At 69.0% G+C, this 15,323-nt stretch carries 9 protein-coding genes; 5 read left to right on the top strand and 4 right to left on the bottom strand.

The window, feature by feature from the left end:
* Positions 1-135: 135 nt before the first annotated feature.
* The gene (locus A176_RS16125) at positions 136-1,194 is read right to left on the bottom strand and encodes a patatin-like phospholipase family protein (protein WP_002639634.1); all 1,059 of its coding nucleotides are present in this window, start codon (positions 1,192-1,194) and stop codon (positions 136-138) included.
* A gap of 75 nt (positions 1,195-1,269) precedes the next feature.
* On the opposite strand from A176_RS16125, the gene A176_RS16120 reads away from it, so the two are divergent.
* Positions 1,270-2,946, top strand: coding sequence for an amidase (locus A176_RS16120; protein ID WP_002639635.1), 1,677 nt, complete (start codon positions 1,270-1,272; stop codon positions 2,944-2,946).
* 1 nt (position 2,947) lies between these two features.
* Here A176_RS16120 and A176_RS16115 read toward each other — a convergent pair whose 3' ends face one another.
* Together A176_RS16115 and A176_RS16110 are read right to left on the bottom strand one after the other, a co-directional pair.
* Positions 2,948-3,325, bottom strand: coding sequence for a DUF1330 domain-containing protein (locus A176_RS16115; protein WP_002639636.1), 378 nt, complete (start codon positions 3,323-3,325; stop codon positions 2,948-2,950).
* Between the two features lie 27 nt (positions 3,326-3,352).
* Positions 3,353-4,078 (bottom strand): 2OG-Fe(II) oxygenase, encoded by a 726-nt coding sequence (locus A176_RS16110; protein WP_044890425.1) that lies wholly within the window; start codon positions 4,076-4,078, stop codon positions 3,353-3,355.
* A 109-nt stretch (positions 4,079-4,187) separates the two neighbouring features.
* On the opposite strand from A176_RS16110, the gene A176_RS16105 reads away from it, so the two are divergent.
* Positions 4,188-5,225, top strand: a complete 1,038-nt coding sequence (locus A176_RS16105; RefSeq protein WP_226994336.1) for an acetylserotonin O-methyltransferase — start codon at positions 4,188-4,190, stop codon at positions 5,223-5,225.
* A 29-nt stretch (positions 5,226-5,254) separates the two neighbouring features.
* Here A176_RS16105 and A176_RS16100 read toward each other — a convergent pair whose 3' ends face one another.
* The gene (locus A176_RS16100) at positions 5,255-6,268 is read right to left on the bottom strand and encodes a DNA topoisomerase IB (RefSeq protein ID WP_226994335.1); all 1,014 of its coding nucleotides are present in this window, start codon (positions 6,266-6,268) and stop codon (positions 5,255-5,257) included.
* 303 nt (positions 6,269-6,571) lie between these two features.
* Between A176_RS16100 and A176_RS16095 the strand changes: the two genes are divergently transcribed.
* The 3 genes from A176_RS16095 (at position 6,572) to A176_RS16085 (ending at position 15,311) form a co-directional block, all read left to right on the top strand.
* Positions 6,572-7,333, top strand: coding sequence for a hypothetical protein (locus A176_RS16095; RefSeq protein ID WP_002639640.1), 762 nt, complete (start codon positions 6,572-6,574; stop codon positions 7,331-7,333).
* A 115-nt stretch (positions 7,334-7,448) separates the two neighbouring features.
* Positions 7,449-9,611, top strand: coding sequence for an SPFH domain-containing protein (locus A176_RS16090; RefSeq protein ID WP_002639641.1), 2,163 nt, complete (start codon positions 7,449-7,451; stop codon positions 9,609-9,611).
* 141 nt (positions 9,612-9,752) lie between these two features.
* Entirely contained in the window at positions 9,753-15,311 is a 5,559-nt protein-coding gene (locus A176_RS16085) for a DNA repair ATPase (protein ID WP_002639642.1), read from the top strand.
* Positions 15,312-15,323 lie beyond the last annotated feature (12 nt).

Raw genomic sequence — 15,323 nt, 5'->3', positions numbered from 1 at the left:
GGGGAGGGCACCGTGGGGCCCGGATGCGGTGAAGGTTCGGGCGTCTCGGGAAGCTGACTGAAGGAAGTTCCTGGCGGCCGGCTCCTGGATTCAGGGGCCGGCCGCTGTCTTTTTAGAGCGGGCCGCGAGGCGGCGTCAGAGCGGCCGGACGTGGTCGGCGATGCGGCCGGTGGCCATCAACTCCAGGAACTCGTCGCCCATGCGCTCGCTCTCGGCGACCACCTGGTTCCAGGCGCGCATGCGCTCCACGTCCTTCAACTGTTCGAAGTCGCCCTGGTCCGGAATCCGTCCTCCCGGGAGCCGGGCCACCAGCTCCGGGGACGGGGCGATGAGCAGCGCCCTGCGGAAGTTGCCGGGCCGGGTGTGCCGCCAGCGCAGCGCCTTGTCGAACCAGCCCGGCACCACATACGGATAGAAGTGCGGGTACAGCACCAGGCCGCTCCCGGAGCCGAAGTCCAGGTCCAGGTGGTAGTCGACGATGCCGCCGTCACGGAAGACGCCCGCGGGCGCGCCGGGGATTCTCACGCCCCTGAGCACCATGGGAATGGAGCCGGACGCGAGCAGCGCCAGCCGGAGATTCTCCCGCGTCAGCGGCACGTGGGTGGAGGGCAGGTCTTTCAGGCCGGCGAAGGGGCTGGTTTCTCCGGCCGCGTGGAAGACGACGCGCTCCAGGTGGAGCCCCAGCGTCCGGCGGCTCACCAGGTTGCCCAGTCCGCACAGCAGGAACCCCAGCAACTGCGCTCGCGTGTCCTCCAGGCCCGCCATGCCGCGGCACAGGGCGGTGATGACGTGGAGCCGGGCCCAGGGGTGTTGAAGGATGTCCGCTTCGCCCTCGTCGCCCAGGAGCGCGTCCAGGATGCGCTCGCACTGCTCGGTGACCTGCGCCGGTGACGGCTTGGGCGGATAACGCTGGTCGATGTAGGCCGCCTCGAAGCGGCGCAGCGCGAGCACCGGGTCCTTCTGGGACAGGCAGGCCAGCCGCCAACTGCCAATGGAGCTGCCAATCAGGTGCAGGGGGCGCGTCCGGTTCTGGAACAGGCCGCCGAAGAGGGCCCGGTCGAGCCCCGCCAGCACCAGCCATTTGGGGCCACCAGAGGCACCGGGCACGACGTCGACGTCCTCGCCGCGCAGGCCCCGTTCGCGAAGGAGTTGGAGCGCATCGGGACCGGCCAGGAGGGTGATGTGGGAAGCCATAGCGGGTCGTCACGCTAACGAAGCCCCGTTGGGGTTGCGACCCTTCGTGCGCGGCTGCTGTAGTGCACGGCGACCATGAAGAAACCCGATTCCCCTCCTGACTCCCCCGCGGGCCTCAGCCGCCGCGCGCTTCTAGGTGGTACCGCCGTCGCCACGGCGCTCGTCTCCCTGGACGCCCGTGGCCGTGCCTTCGCCGCCGGCGCTCCGGGGAAGGAGGCGCCACCGGCCGCGAAGCCCTTCGAGATGGAGGAGAAGACGGTCGCCGAGCTCCAGGCCGCCCTGGCGTCGGGCGAGTACACCGCGCAGGGCCTCACCGAGCGTTATCTCGCGCGCATCGCCGCGCTGGACACCGTGGGGCCCCTGCCGCTGCGCTCCGTCATCGAGCTGAATCCGGACGCGTTGGCGCTGGCCGCCGCGCTGGACCAGGAGCGCCGTGAGAAGGGGGCGCGGGGCCCGTTGCACGGCATCCCCGTGCTGCTCAAGGACAACATCGGGACCGCGGACAAGATGGAGACGACGGCGGGCTCACTCGCGCTGGTGGGCGCGAAGCCCGCGCGGGACGCCTTCCTCGTGGAGCGGCTGCGGGCCGCGGGCGCTGTCATCCTGGGCAAGACGAACCTGAGCGAGTGGGCCAACTTCCGCTCCACGCGCTCCACCAGTGGCTGGAGCGCGCGCGGCGGACAGACGCGCAACCCGTATGCGAGGGATCGGACGCCCTCGGGCTCCAGCTCGGGCGCGGGGACCGCGACCGCCGCCAATTTCTGCGCGGTGTCGGTGGGCACGGAGACGGATGGCTCCATCATTTCGCCCTCGGCGGCCGCGTCGCTCGTCGGGCTCAAGCCCACGGTGGGGCTGGTGAGCCGCTCCGGCATCATTCCAATTGCCCACAGCCAGGACACCGCCGGTCCCATGGCTCGCACCGTGGCGGACGCGGCGGTGCTGCTGAGCGTGCTCGCGGGCGTGGACCCCGCGGACCCGGCGACGGCGGCCAGCCGCGGCAAGGCCCACGCGGACTACACCCGCGCCCTGGACGTGGACGGGTTGAAGGGCGCGCGCATCGGCGTGCCCCGGGAGCGCTTCTATGGCTACCACGCGGCGACGGATGCGCGGATGGAGGAGGCGCTGGCGCTGATGAAGTCGCGAGGCGCCATCCTCGTGGACCCCGCGCCCATCCCCCAGGCCGACAAGCTGCAGGCCCCCGAGTTCGAGGTGCTCCTCTACGAGTTCAAGGCGGGCCTGGAGGCCTACCTCGCGTCCCTGGGCGAGGGGAGGGCGCCACGGACGATCGCGGAGCTCATCCGCTTCAACGAAGAGCACGCCGCGGACGAGCTGCCGTTCTTCGGACAGGAGCTGCTCCACCAGGCGCAAGCCAAGGGGCCGCTCACCGACAAGACCTACGTGAAGGCGCTCCAGGATTGCCGCCGCTTGTCGCGCGCGCAGGGGCTGGACGCGGTGATGAAGAAGCACCGCCTGGATGCGCTCGTGGCGCCGACCGAGGCGCCCCCGGGGCTCGTCGACCTGATCAACGGCGACCACTGGCTGGGCAGCAGCTCCACCCCCGCGGCGGTGGCCGGCTACCCCTCCATCACCGTGCCCGCGGGCTATGTGCGCGGGCTCCCGGTGGGGCTGTCCTTCATCGGCCGGGCCTGGAGCGAGCCCGTGCTGCTGAAGCTGGCCTATGCCTACGAGCAGGCCTCGAAGCACCGCCGTCCCCCCACGTTCGCGGCGACGGCGGACCTCGGGGCGCGGTGACTCAAGACTCCGGGGAGCTGGCCCAGGGGGTGGTGGCTTGGAGCACCGCCTCCTGCAGGGCCTCCGTGCGCAGGTGCGAGATGTGCTGGTACTCCGGGTCCGCCACCATCTGCAGGAAGGCCGCGCGGCTGGGGTAGCGGACCAGCAGCACCGCGTCCCATGTCTGGCCCGGTTCGGCGACGAGGGCCGTCGAGCCATCACCGGCATAGAGCGGCTGGGCGCCGACCTTGAGGATGAAGGGCATGACGGCGTTGGCGTAGGCCTCATACGAGGCGCGGCCACCTTCCTTGAAACGCACCAGGTTCAGGATGACCACCGGACCTCCCGGGTCCTCCTGGATGAAGCGCTCGACGTCGGTGCTTCGGGGATCGACGGCCACGGGGCCTCCTGTGTTCGGGAATGAAGCCTATTCCAATGTCCCGGCGGAGCCTCCATCCGGGCGGTTGCGCTGGTCATCCAGGTAGGCGGCGAAGCCCGCCTTCGATTGGATGCGAAACGAGGGGATGCGCGCGAGCGCCTCCGGCGCGAACACGTACTGCTCACACACCAGGCTCACGCGGCTCGCACCTTCGGCGCCGCCAACGAAGGGCCGCACCTCGTGTTGCAAATCGCCACGGAAGTGCACGAGCAACCCCTCACGGGGGCGAACTTCACCCACGGGGGTGTCCTGGTGATGCAGGCACAGCTCGCCACCCCGCACGTGTTCGGGGACCCGGAGGTAGAGCACGCTGACGTGCTGGGGCGTCGCATCCGGAACGCCGCTGGGGTCCTGGAGCGTTGCGTCGATGTGACGGCCCACGCCACGTCCCGCATCCAGCAGCAGCAAGTTGAGATAGAATGCGTTGGGGACGGGCCGCTGCTTCCGTGCGCCCCAGAGTCGCTCGTGCCAGGGAAGGAGGCCCCTGGCGCTGGCGGGAGCCAGCACGCGAGTCAGGTAGGGCACCAGGAACGGGAAGCGAGCCTCCAGGGTGGTACGGCCCTCGTGCGTGAAGATGATGGCGAACCCCCGGCTGGCCTGGAAGGTTCCCATCAACGGGCTTCGGGCCACGAACCGCGAGCCGAGCAGGGCGGTCCTCAATTCATGGACCGCGCTGCGGGGCAGTGCTTCTCGGCAGGTGACGTAGGCGCGCACGTGTCGGAGACTCGGACTCAAGAATAACTGAGAAACTCGTATTAGTTTTACAGCCTACCTTACGGGTTGTAGCCTTGCCGTAGCATCCCAACACCTTGGAGACGGACACATGAGCCAGCAACCTCGAGACTCTCACGCGCCTCCGCCCGCGGCCATCCAAATGACACAGATGGTCTATGGCTTCTGGGTCTCCCGATGCCTCCAAATCATGGCGGAGCTGGGGATTGCGGACATCATTGGTGATGTGCCCAAGACGGCCGAGGAGCTGGCCGAGGCCAGTGGGACGCATGCTCCGTCGCTGCGCCGGATGTTGCGCCTGCTCAGCGGGCTGGGCGTCCTGGTGAAGGACGAGTCCAACCAGCGCTGGGGGCTCACGGAGATGGGCGAGATGCTGCGCGAGGACAACCCCGGGTCCGTGTACGGCTCGCTCCGCGCGCACGGCCTCCTCCTGTCGTGGCAGGCCTGGGGGGACCTGGCCAACTCGCTGAAGACGGGGCAGCCGTCGCTCGAGAAGTTCATGGGGACGTCGTTCTTCGACTACATGCGCACGCACGCGGATGTCGCCGCCATCTTCAACAACAGCATGGCTGCGTACCAGACGCTCAACGCCCCCGCCGTGGTGAATGCATACGACTTCTCCAGGACGCGGAGTATCTGCGACGTGGGCGGCGGCACGGGCATGTTGCTGGCGCACATCCTCCAGGCGAACCCGGGTGTTCGCGGCGCTGTCTTCGAAATGCCTCACGTCGCAATCGAGACGCGTCAGCGGTTGGCTGAGCAGTCATTGGCGGAGCGCTGCGAGGTCCTCGAGGGAGACTTCTTCGTCCGCATCCCCGAAGGCTACGACACCTATATCCTCTCGCAGATCCTCCACGACTGGGATGACGAGCGCAGCCTGCGCATCCTCCAGAACATCCGCGCCTCCATGCGCCCCGATTCGCGGCTGCTCATCGTGGAGACGGTGCTCCCGGGCGACAACGTCAATCACTTCGGCAACCTGTATGACATGGCCATGCTCGTCGTCGTCGGTGGGCGCGAGCGCACGCACGCGGAGTATGCCGAGCTGCTGGAGAAGGCGGGCATGAAGCTGGCCAACGTCCATCCGACGACGATGCCGCCCAGCGTCGTCGAGGCCGTGGTGGCCTGAGTCTCGCGCCGCCAGGGAACGGGCGCGCGTCAGTGCGTGCGCGCCCGCTTCCGGCGACGCTTCCGGGTGGTGTCGAGCAGGTCGAGCAGGGCCTTCTCCGAGCAGTGCAGGCTCCCGCACTTCGCCTCCGCCAGCTCGTCCACGGATTCGAACCAGGTGTCCACGACCTGGCCCCGTTCGAACAGGGCCAGGACCGACGGGTAGATGTACGAGGACCGGGCCACCGCGGGTGTGTTGCCCAGGTGTTCGGCGGCCTCCTTCACCGCGGCCACCATCGTCTTCTTGAGCACCGTGGGCTTCACGCGCCCGTCCGTGCCTCCCGTCGCGTGGACACGCTTTCGCGCACGGGCCAGGGCGCATGCGCAGATGAGCGTGCCGGCCCAGGTGCGGAAGTCCTTGGCGCTGTACTTCTCGCCCATCACCTCCTGGATGTACGCGTTGATGTGGCGGCGCCGCACGTCCACCACGGCGCCGTCATCCAGGACGAACTTGAAGACGTCACGACCTGGGACGGTCAGCAGGCGGCGGATGACGTTCGCCACCCGCCGGTCCCTGAGCTGTCGGCGTTGCTGTTTGCCACTCTTGCCCGGGAAGTCGAAGTACACCGTGTCACCGGCCACGCGGACATGGCGCCGCCGAAGGGTGGCGAGTCCAAAGCTGCCGTTGGTGTCCGCGTACCGCTGGCTGCCCGGACGGATGAAGCACGTGCCGAGGATGCGGAGCATGGCCGCCATCACCTTGTCGCGCCCGAGGCCCTGCTTGCGGAGGTCCGCATTCACTCGGTGGCGCATCCGGGGCAGGGCGCGGGCGAAGCCGACGATTCGCTGGAACTTCTCCACGTCGCGCTCGACGGTGTGGTCCGGGTGATAGCGGTACTGCCATCGCCCTGCTGCGTCCTGGCCCACTGCCTGAAGCTTCGCCTTGGAGGAGGGGGCAATGGCCACGTGGGCCCAGGCCGGAGGAAGGCGCAGTGCGCTGATTCGCTCGCGCTCCGCCCGGGGCACTGACTTGCCGTTCGCGTGGACGTACCGAAAGCCTCTCACCGGGGTGCCCCTGCGGCGGATGCCTTCTCGCTGGAGCCGCTCGCGCTGTGTCTCTCCGCGGGCGGGGCGGCGGGCGGTGGCTTGCTGGTGAGGGGGTCGCGCGGAAGGCTCGGCGAGCACGGTCATGGGCCCGGTACGGGAAACCCCGCGCACCTCATGTGAGCGGGTCCTCCTGTTGTGGGCAGGGACGGGGCGAGCGGCAAGGCAGGTGCCGTCTGGCCGCCTGCCCCTGTTTCGAGCGAAAAAGCGCCCGGCCGCGTTTTCGATGGGAATGACAATCGCTTAGAGTGCGAGCCGAGCCGCATGAACGCCTTTCTCGACACCATCCTGGCCTTCCCGACCGCCATCTTCACCATCGTCCTGGGCGTGGTGATGACGTACTGGCTGTTCGTCATCGTGGGCGCGGTGGGCATCGACGTGTTCGATGCCGACGTGAGCCTCGACGGCGACATCAGCGTCGAGGGCGCCGGCAAGGCCTTGGGCAGTGCGAAGGCGCTGGCGGGTTCGGATGCGGACTTCGACGTCGACGGTGGAGGCATCCTCGCGGCCATGGGCTTCGCGGGAATCCCCATCACCGTCTCCGTGAGCTTCGTGGTGTTCATCGCCTGGTTCCTGTCGGTCATGAGCGCGCAGCCGCTGAATGAGGCCCTGGGCGGGGTGCTCCCCTCGTGGTTGCTGAACAGCGGGCTGGGGCTCGCGTGCTTCGCGGCGGGCACGGTGACAGCGGGCTTCGCGGTGCGGCCGCTGCGGCCGGTGTTCGTGGCCAAGCGCGCGCCGGGGCGTGACTCGCTGATGGGCCGCGTGTGTACCATCTCCAGTGGCAGCGTGACGGCCAGGACGGGCCATGCGACCTTCGAGGACGGCGGCGCGGGTGTCATCCTCAACGTCGTCTGCGCGAAGCCCAACGAACTCAAGCGGGGCCAGCCAGCGCTGATCCTCGCGTACGACGCCGAACGGCGTGTGTATGAAGTGGAGCCAGTCGACTGGCTGCTGCCGGAGGAGCAGGCACAGCTCCAGGATCCGGCCCGCGCCGCGGCCTTGGCTCGCGTGAAGGCACGAGGCTGATTTTTTCCCGGTCGCGCCGAGGGGGCGGCCGTCACATTCGACGCCGGTGGGCTTTTGCGGGGGACCTCCGGCGCCTGATACAAGGCCCGCTGTCATCATCAATCAGGAAATGGCCATGGACCCCATTACCGCGGTCGCTGCCGGCATCGGTGGCATCATCCTTCTTGGCGGCATCCTCCTCACCATCGTCCGGCTGTACCGGCAGGTGGACCAGGGGAAGGTGCTCATCGTCAACACGCTGAAGAACGAACCGGTCGTTACCTTCACCGGCGCGGTGGTGTTCCCCATCATCAACCGCGCCGAGGTGATGGACATCTCCTTGAAGACGGTGGAAATCGACCGCCGTGGCAAGGAAGGCCTCATCTGCAAGGACAACATCCGGGGTGACATCAAGGTCACCTTCTTCGTCCGCGTGAACAAGACGCGCGAGGACGTGCTGAAGGTGGCGCAGACCATCGGCTGCGCGCGCGCCTCCGACCAGGAGACGCTGGAGAACCTCTTCGAGGCCAAGTTCTCCGAGGCCCTCAAGACGGTGGGCAAGAGCTTCGACTTCGAGGAGCTCTACACCAAGCGCGAGGAGATCAAGGACCAGGTCGTCAACGTCATCGGTCGGGACCTCAGCGGGTACATGCTGGAGGACTGCGCCATCGACTTCCTGGAGCAGACCCCGGTCGAGATGCTCGACAAGGACAACATCCTGGACGCCCAGGGCATCCGGAAGATCACCGAGCTGACGACGAAGCAGAACGTCTTCACCAACGAGCTGCGCCAGGACGAGCGCATGGCCGTCACCAAGCGCAACGTCGAGGCGGATGAGGCCATCTTCGCCCTCGAGCGCCAGCGTGAAGAGGCCGCCGCCAAGCAGAAGCGGGAGATCGACAGCATCCAGGCCCGCGAGACGGCCGAGGCCGAGCGCGTGAAGCAGGAGGAGTACGCCAAGGCCCAGTTGGCGCGCATCAAGGCCGAGGAAGAAATCAACATCAACGAGCAGAACAAGTCCCGGCAGATCGAGGTCGCGCAGAAGAACCGCGAGCGCGTGGTGGGCGTGGAGACCGAGCGCGTGGAGAAGGACCGCGCCCTGGAAGCCATCAACCGCGAGCGTGAGACGGAGCTGCAGCGCATCGCCAAGGAGAAGGCGCTCGAGGGCGAGAAGAAGCTCATCGCCGACGTGGTCCGCGCCCGCATCGCCGTGGAGAAGACGGTGGCGGAGGAGGAGGAGCGCATCAAGGACCTGCGCGTGAAGGCCGAGGCCACCCGCCGCAAGGACGCGCTGCTCATCACCGCCGAGGCGCAGGCGCAGGAGAAGCTGGTCAAGGACATCAAGGCGGCCGAGGCCTCCAACGAGGTGGCCAAGTTCACCGCGAAGGAGAAGCTGACACTGGCCGAGGCCGAGCTGGAGGCCGCGGACAAGACGGCGAAGGCGAAGGTCCGTCTGGCCGAGGGCATCCAGGCCGAGGCCGCCGCCGAGGGTCTGGCCGAGGTCCGCGTGAAGGAGGCCGACGCGCAGGCGCAGGAGAAGCTCGGCATGGTCAACGTCCGCGTGAAGGAGGCCGAGGCGGGCGCCATCGAGAAGCAGGGCGCGGCGCAGGCGAACATCGTCCGCGAGAAGCTGCTGGCCGAGGCGGCGGGTGAGCAGGAGAAGGGTCTGGCCCACGCGCGCGTCCTGGAGGCGGAAGCCAGCGCCATCCAGAAGCGCGGCGAGGCGGAGGCCATTGCCACGCGCGAGAAGCAGCTCGCCGAGGCCGCTGCCATCCAGGAGAAGCTGCTGGCCGAGGCCCGCGGTCTGGCCGAGAAGGCCGCGTCCATGAAGCTGATGGACGGCGTTGGCCGCGAGCACGAGGAGTTCCGCCTCAAGCTCAACAAGGAGCGCGACGTGGAGCTGGAGGCCATCCGCGCGAAGAAGGACATCGCGCACGCGCAGGCCGAGGTGCTGTCCAAGGCGTTCGCCAACGCGAAGTTCAACATCGTGGGCGGCGACGGCCAGTTCTTCGAGCGCTTCGTCAAGGCGGTGTCGTTCGGCACCGCGGTGGACGGCGCGCTGGACCACGGCGAGGCGCTGCAGAAGGCGCTGGGCGGCTACATCAACGGCGAGAAGGACCTGCCGGCCGACCTGAAGGAGATCCTCTCCAAGCCGGGCCTGAGCAACGACGCGCAGAACCTGGCGGTGGCCGCGCTGCTGCACAAGATGGCGGCCAGCCCCGTCGCCGCGACCGGCGCGGGCCTCAAGGCGCTGGTGAACGAGCTGAAGCCCGGCTCGACGGACAGCACGCAGGGCTGACAGTCCCAAAGGGCCACCGCCGTGAACTGGCGGCGGTGGCACGGCCGTAAGACGACCCTCACTCCGGGCCCCCTCCGGGGTGGCGCCCCTCCTGTCGGGAGGGTGCGGGGGTGGGGGTCTTCGCTTTTCCGGTGAACACTCATGGCAACTGACGGTGGCAAGGGCGCGGCGCCCGTGGGCGAGGCGGCGCTGGAAGGCGGCAGCTACGAGGTCATCCGCGCGCGGCTCATGGCGCAGGCGGACGCGCTGGGCGCGAAGGCGAATGACCTCAACGGGCGGCGCAAGGCGCTCTTCGGCGGGACGGAGCTGTCCGTCATCGGCAACGAGCGGGTGCGCACCGAGAACAACTGCGTCCCGTGCGACATCGCCAGCGTCGGCAAGTACCTGCTCTTCGGCTACAACGTCTTCATCGGCTTGAAGCGGGAGACGTCGGTGGCCGACGTCTTCTCCCTGCACAAGTTCGAGAAGACGGCCGACGGGTACGACTTCTCCACCGTGCCTGAGTCCGAGGCCGGCGGGTTCCTGGCGGACCCGCGCTTCGTGAAGGACTTCGGGGAGCTGTACAAGTACTACAAGGACGCGAAGCTCCTTCAAATCCGCAAGCTGGATTCGCGCTTGCTGGCCATCTTCCAGACGGGCCAGACGATGCGCGACATCAAGGTCTTCCGGTTCAGCCTGGACCTGGAGGGCCGCGCCACCTACCTGGACAGCCAGGGTGAGCGCGACCACGTCTTCCCGCCGTCGCACGACTTCGAGTGGACGGTGGCCACGCGGGACAACTACGTCACCGGTCAGCACCCGCACGTCAACGTGTTGGACCAGGTGTTCGTGGAGACGGTGAAGGGCGACCTCACCATCAAGGTGGAGGACAACACCTCCACCGGCATGGGCATCTACAACGAGCCCGTGGACGACCCGGACCAGTCGCTGGACGACGCCGAGTTCGCCTGGTCCCAGGTGGGCACGCTCATCCTGCTGCGGGTGCTTCCGTTCCGCGAGCGGGCGCACCGCTACCTCGTCTTCAACTCGCGCACGCAGCACGTGGTGCGCATCGACGCCATTGGCCAGGCCTGCGTGCGGCTGCCCGAGGACCAGGGCATCGTCTTCCCGGGCGGCTATTACCTCCAGACGGGGGACTTCAAGGTCTTCGACGGCGCCGCGGCCTCGGAGGGCATGGAGTTCAAGCGCGCCATCCGTTCGCCCAACGGCGAGGACGTGCTCTACATCTTCCACCGGCGGACGGACGGCTGCTACGTCCTGTTCCCCTACAACCTGGTGCGCAAGGAGGTGCAGAACCCCCTGGTCGCCCACGGTATGAGCCTGTTCGCCGACGGCCAGTTGGTCATCTTCCGCTCCACGTCGGACGAACCCACGCGCGTCCACCCGATGCAGGTGTGGCAGACGCCCTTCGTCTCCGCCGAGCACGCGGCGGCCACGCCGCCAGCCCCGGGCTACCTGGGCAAGGTGGGCAACGCGGAGCTGGTGCGCGGCATCTCGGACGCGCTCACGATTCAGCGCATCGCGAAGTCGGACAAGCCCACGCGGCGCACCTACGAGGACCTCGTGGGCGCGTCCACCCGCGCGCTGGATGCGTACTACTGGCTGAGCCACGAGGAGACGGGTCTCCAGGAACCGGTGGAGACCTTGCGGCGCACCGCCGAGCTCATCATCGATGAGTTCGAGAAGGTGGTCGCGATGCGCAAGCGCGCCACCGAGGCGCTCGCGGCGGCGGAGGCGGAGCAGGGGACGCTGCTGGTGCGCGTCCAGCCGGAGAACCTGTCCCACGCGGAAGCCTTCATGCAGGCGCTGGCGGACCTCCGCAAGCAGCGCGGGCACCTGATTACGTTGAAGGACATCCGGTACATGGACCTGGGGCGCGTGGACGCCCTGGAGTCCGCCGTGGTGGAGGCGTCCGACCGGGTCAGCACGGCCTGTGTGGAGTTCCTCCAGACGGGCGAGGCGCTGGCGCCGCTGGCCGGGCGCCTGGATGAGCTGCTGGCGACGCTGGAGCCGGTGCAGACCACCATGGAGCTGGCGCCCCTGGGCGAGGACGTGGACAAGACGGCCCACGGCCTGGAGGTCCTGGGCGAGGTCGTCGGCGGACTCCAGGTGGGTGACCCGCTGGCCCGGGCCAAAATCCTGGAGGGCATCTCCGAGCTGTTCAGCCGGCTCAACCGGGTGCGCGCCAGCCTCGCGGCCAAGCGCAAGGAGCTGTCCGGCCGCGAGAAGCGCGCGGAGTTCGGCGCCCAGTTCAAGCTGCTGGGGCAGAGCATCGAAAGCTCGCTGTCCCAGGCGGACAGCCCGGAGCGCTGCGACGAGGCGATGTCCCGCCTCACCGTCCAGTTGGAGGAGCTGGAAGGCCGCTTCGGCGAGTTCGACGAGTTCCTGGAGCAGATCACCCAGAAACGCGAAGAGCTGCTGGAGGCCTTCGGTGCGCGCAAGCAGTCGCTGGTGGACGAGCGGCAGCGCCGCGCGCTGAGCCTGTTCGGCGCCGCCGAGCGCATCCTCCAGGGCGTGCAGCGCCGGGCGAAGGCCTTCAAGACGGACGACGAGCTCAACGGCTACTTCGCCTCCGACGCGATGATCCTCAAGCTGCGTCAGCTCGCTGACCAGTTGATGGAGCTGCAGGACAGCGTCCGCGCGGACGAGGTGCAGTCGCGCGTGAAGTCCGCGAAGCAGGACGCGCTGCGTGCCCTGCGAGACCGGCAGGACCTCTTCGCGGACGGCGAAAACCTCATCAAGCTGGGCGCGTACCGGTTCAACGTCAGCACGCAGCCGCTGGACCTCACGCTGCTGCCTCGCGAGGGCGAGCTGTACCTCCAGCTCACTGGGTCCGACTACGCGCAGAAGGTGGATGACCCGGAGCTGCTGAAGTTCCGCGAGCTCTGGGAGCAGCACCTCGTCTCCGAGTCGCCCGGCGTCTACCGCTCCGAGTACCTGGCGGGGTGCCTCCTGGCGGACGCCGAGGATGGCAAGCAGGGGCAGTCCCTGGACTCGCTCCACGAGGCGCTGCTGGGCGGCGCGCTGCTGGAGACGGTGCGCGCCTACGCGGCGGACCGCTTCGATGAGGGCTACGAGCGCGGCGTCCACGACTCGGACACCGCCTCCATCCTGGAGAAGCTGCTCGGGCTGCACCAGGGCGCGGGCCTGCTGCGCTTCGCGCCGGTGCCGCGTGCCTGGGCCGCGCTGTTCTGGGCCTTCGACGCCGACGAGGCCAGCAAGACGGTGTTCCAGCGCCGGGCGCGCAGCCTCGCGCGGCTGCGCACGACGTTCGCCTCGGGCGGGAGCCTGGCCGAGGTGGGCGAGGCGCTGGGGGACCGCGTGGGCGCGTTCCTCACCGCGCATGGCCTGGCGCACTCTCCCGCGGAGGCGCGGCAGGCGGGCCGGTACCTCGTCGAGGAGCTGGGCGCGGAGCACCCGCGCTTCACCACCAGCGGCGAGGCGATGTCGCTGAAGGAAGCGTTCCTCCACGAGCTCGACCGCCATGGGACGCGCTCCGCGTTCGAGGACGACCTGCGGGGCCTGGAGAAGGACCTGGGCGCGCGGCTGGAGCTCGCCCGGGTGTGGCTGGACGGCTACCTGGCGCAGCGCGAGGGCGGGCCGGGCGAGGCCGCCCACGTGGCGCTGGAGACCTCCGTCCTGCTGCTTACCGGCACCAAGCTGGACCGCGAGTCCGCGGGCGCGCTGACGGCCACCGAGGTGTCGGGGCTCCTGGGCAATCACTCGCGCATCCACGACCGGAAGCTGTCGCTGCGCCTGGACGAGTTCCTGGCGCGCCTGGGTGAGTTCCGGCAGGTGCGCGTGCCGCGGTACCAGGCCTACCGCGCGATGCAGCGGGATTTGCTGGAGCGTGAGCGCCGCAAGCTGCGCCTGGACGAGCTGACGCCGAAGGTCCTGTCCTCGTTCGTGCGCAACCGGCTCATCGACGAGGTGTACCTGCCGCTCATCGGCGCGAACCTGGCGAAGCAGCTCGGCGCGGCGGGTGAGGGCAAGCGGACGGATCGCATGGGCATGCTGCTGCTCATGTCGCCTCCGGGCTACGGCAAGACGACGTTGATGGAGTACGTCGCCAGCCGGCTCGGGCTCACCTTCGTGAAGGTGAATGGCCCCGCGTTGGGTCACTCCGTGAAGTCGTTGGACCCGGCCGAGGCGCCCAACGCCACGGCGCGGCAGGAGGTGGAGCGCATCAACCTGTCCTTCGAGATGGGCAACAACGTGATGCTCTACCTCGACGACATCCAGCACACGGACCCGGAGCTGCTCCAGAAGTTCATCTCGTTGTGCGACGGTCAGCGCCGCGTCGAGGGCGTGTGGAATGGCCGCACGCGCACCTATGATTTGCGCGGCAAGAAGTTCTGCGTGGTCATGGCCGGCAACCCGTACACAGAGACGGGTGACCGCTTCCGCATCCCGGACATGCTCGCCAACCGCGCGGACACCTACAACCTGGGTGACATCCTCGACGGCAAGGAGCACCTGTTCGCGCTCAGCTACTTGGAGAACGCGCTCACGTCGAACCCGGTGACGGCGCCGCTGGCCACGCGGGATCCGGCGGACACGCACCGCCTCATCCGCATGGCGCAGGGGGAGGAGATCCAGACGGGCGAGCTGAAGCACGGCTACGCGGCGGCGGAGCTCCAGGAAATCATCGCCGTGTTCCAGCGCATGTTCCGCGCGCAGTCGGTGCTGCTGAAGGTCAACCTCCAGTACATCGCCTCGGCGGCGCAGGACGAGCGCTTCCGGACCGAGCCCGCGTTCAAGTTGCAGGGCAGCTACCGCAACATGAGCAAGCTCACGGAGAAGATCGTCGCGGCCATGACGGACGACGAGCTCGAGCGGCTCATCGACGACCACTACCAGGGCGAGTCGCAGACGCTGACGACGGCGGCCGAGCAGAACCTGCTCAAGCTGGCGGAGATGCGCGGCCGGCTGTCGCCGGAGAAGGCGAAGCGCTGGGAGGAGATCAAGCAGGGCTTCGCGCGCGTGAAGCGCATGGGCGGCAAGGACGACGACCCGGTGGCGCGCGTCACCGGTCAGCTCAGCGGCATCGAGGAGCAGCTCGGCGCCGTCCGCGACGCGGTGGTGCAGGCCGCCACGCACGTCTCCGCCAGCAACACCCGCGAGGAGGCGCCGGGCGTGGTGGTGGAGGTGCTGCCCCGCCTGGAGTCCCTGCGCGAGGCCGTGCTGGAGGTGGCGCAGGCGGGTCGCGACGCCGCGAAGTCCAGGCCGGCGCCTGTGGTGGCGCCCGCGCCCGCCCCCGCGGGGCCGGACTTCACGCCGTACCTCAAGCACCTGGCGCACCTGCTCAAGGCCCTCACGGAGCGGGTGGCGGCCCAGGCGGCGGCGCAGGCGGAGCAGCCCGATGCGCCCACGGTGCGGATGGCGGCGCCCACGCCCACGCCGCCCCAGGACTTCGGCCCGTACATGGAGCAGCTCTCCCGCGCCATCACCGCGCTGGCGGAGCGGCCGGTGAACGTGTCGGCCAGCGTCCCGGCCGAGGCGCTTCAGCGGACCGCCGTCAACGGCCCGTCTCCGGCGGAGCTGAGCCGGCAGATCGAGCTGGTGGAGGGTGTGCTGCTCCCGCTGGAGCGCGCCTCGCGCCGCGCCATTCAGGGCGAGGGCGAGGGCGTGAAGTCGCTCCAGGTCTGGCAGAACGTCACCGAGGCCCTGGAGCTGCTGCGCTCCATGCTGCGGCGCTGAGCAGCGCCGCGT

The organism is Myxococcus hansupus (assembly GCF_000280925.3).
Classification (GTDB): Bacteria; Myxococcota; Myxococcia; order Myxococcales; family Myxococcaceae; genus Myxococcus; species Myxococcus hansupus.
Note: the sequence above shows the minus strand (reverse complement) of the source record. Positions and strands in the feature narration are given on the sequence as shown.

Coding starts and splice junctions, on each gene's coding strand:
- A176_RS16125 (WP_002639634.1), bottom strand. CDS start 1,194: ATGGCTTCCCACATCACCCTCCTGGCCGGTCCCGATGCGCTCCAACTC.
- A176_RS16085 (WP_002639642.1), top strand. CDS start 9,753: ATGGCAACTGACGGTGGCAAGGGCGCGGCGCCCGTGGGCGAGGCGGCG.
- A176_RS16090 (WP_002639641.1), top strand. CDS start 7,449: ATGGACCCCATTACCGCGGTCGCTGCCGGCATCGGTGGCATCATCCTT.
- A176_RS16105 (WP_226994336.1), top strand. CDS start 4,188: ATGAGCCAGCAACCTCGAGACTCTCACGCGCCTCCGCCCGCGGCCATC.
- A176_RS16120 (WP_002639635.1), top strand. CDS start 1,270: ATGAAGAAACCCGATTCCCCTCCTGACTCCCCCGCGGGCCTCAGCCGC.
- A176_RS16095 (WP_002639640.1), top strand. CDS start 6,572: ATGAACGCCTTTCTCGACACCATCCTGGCCTTCCCGACCGCCATCTTC.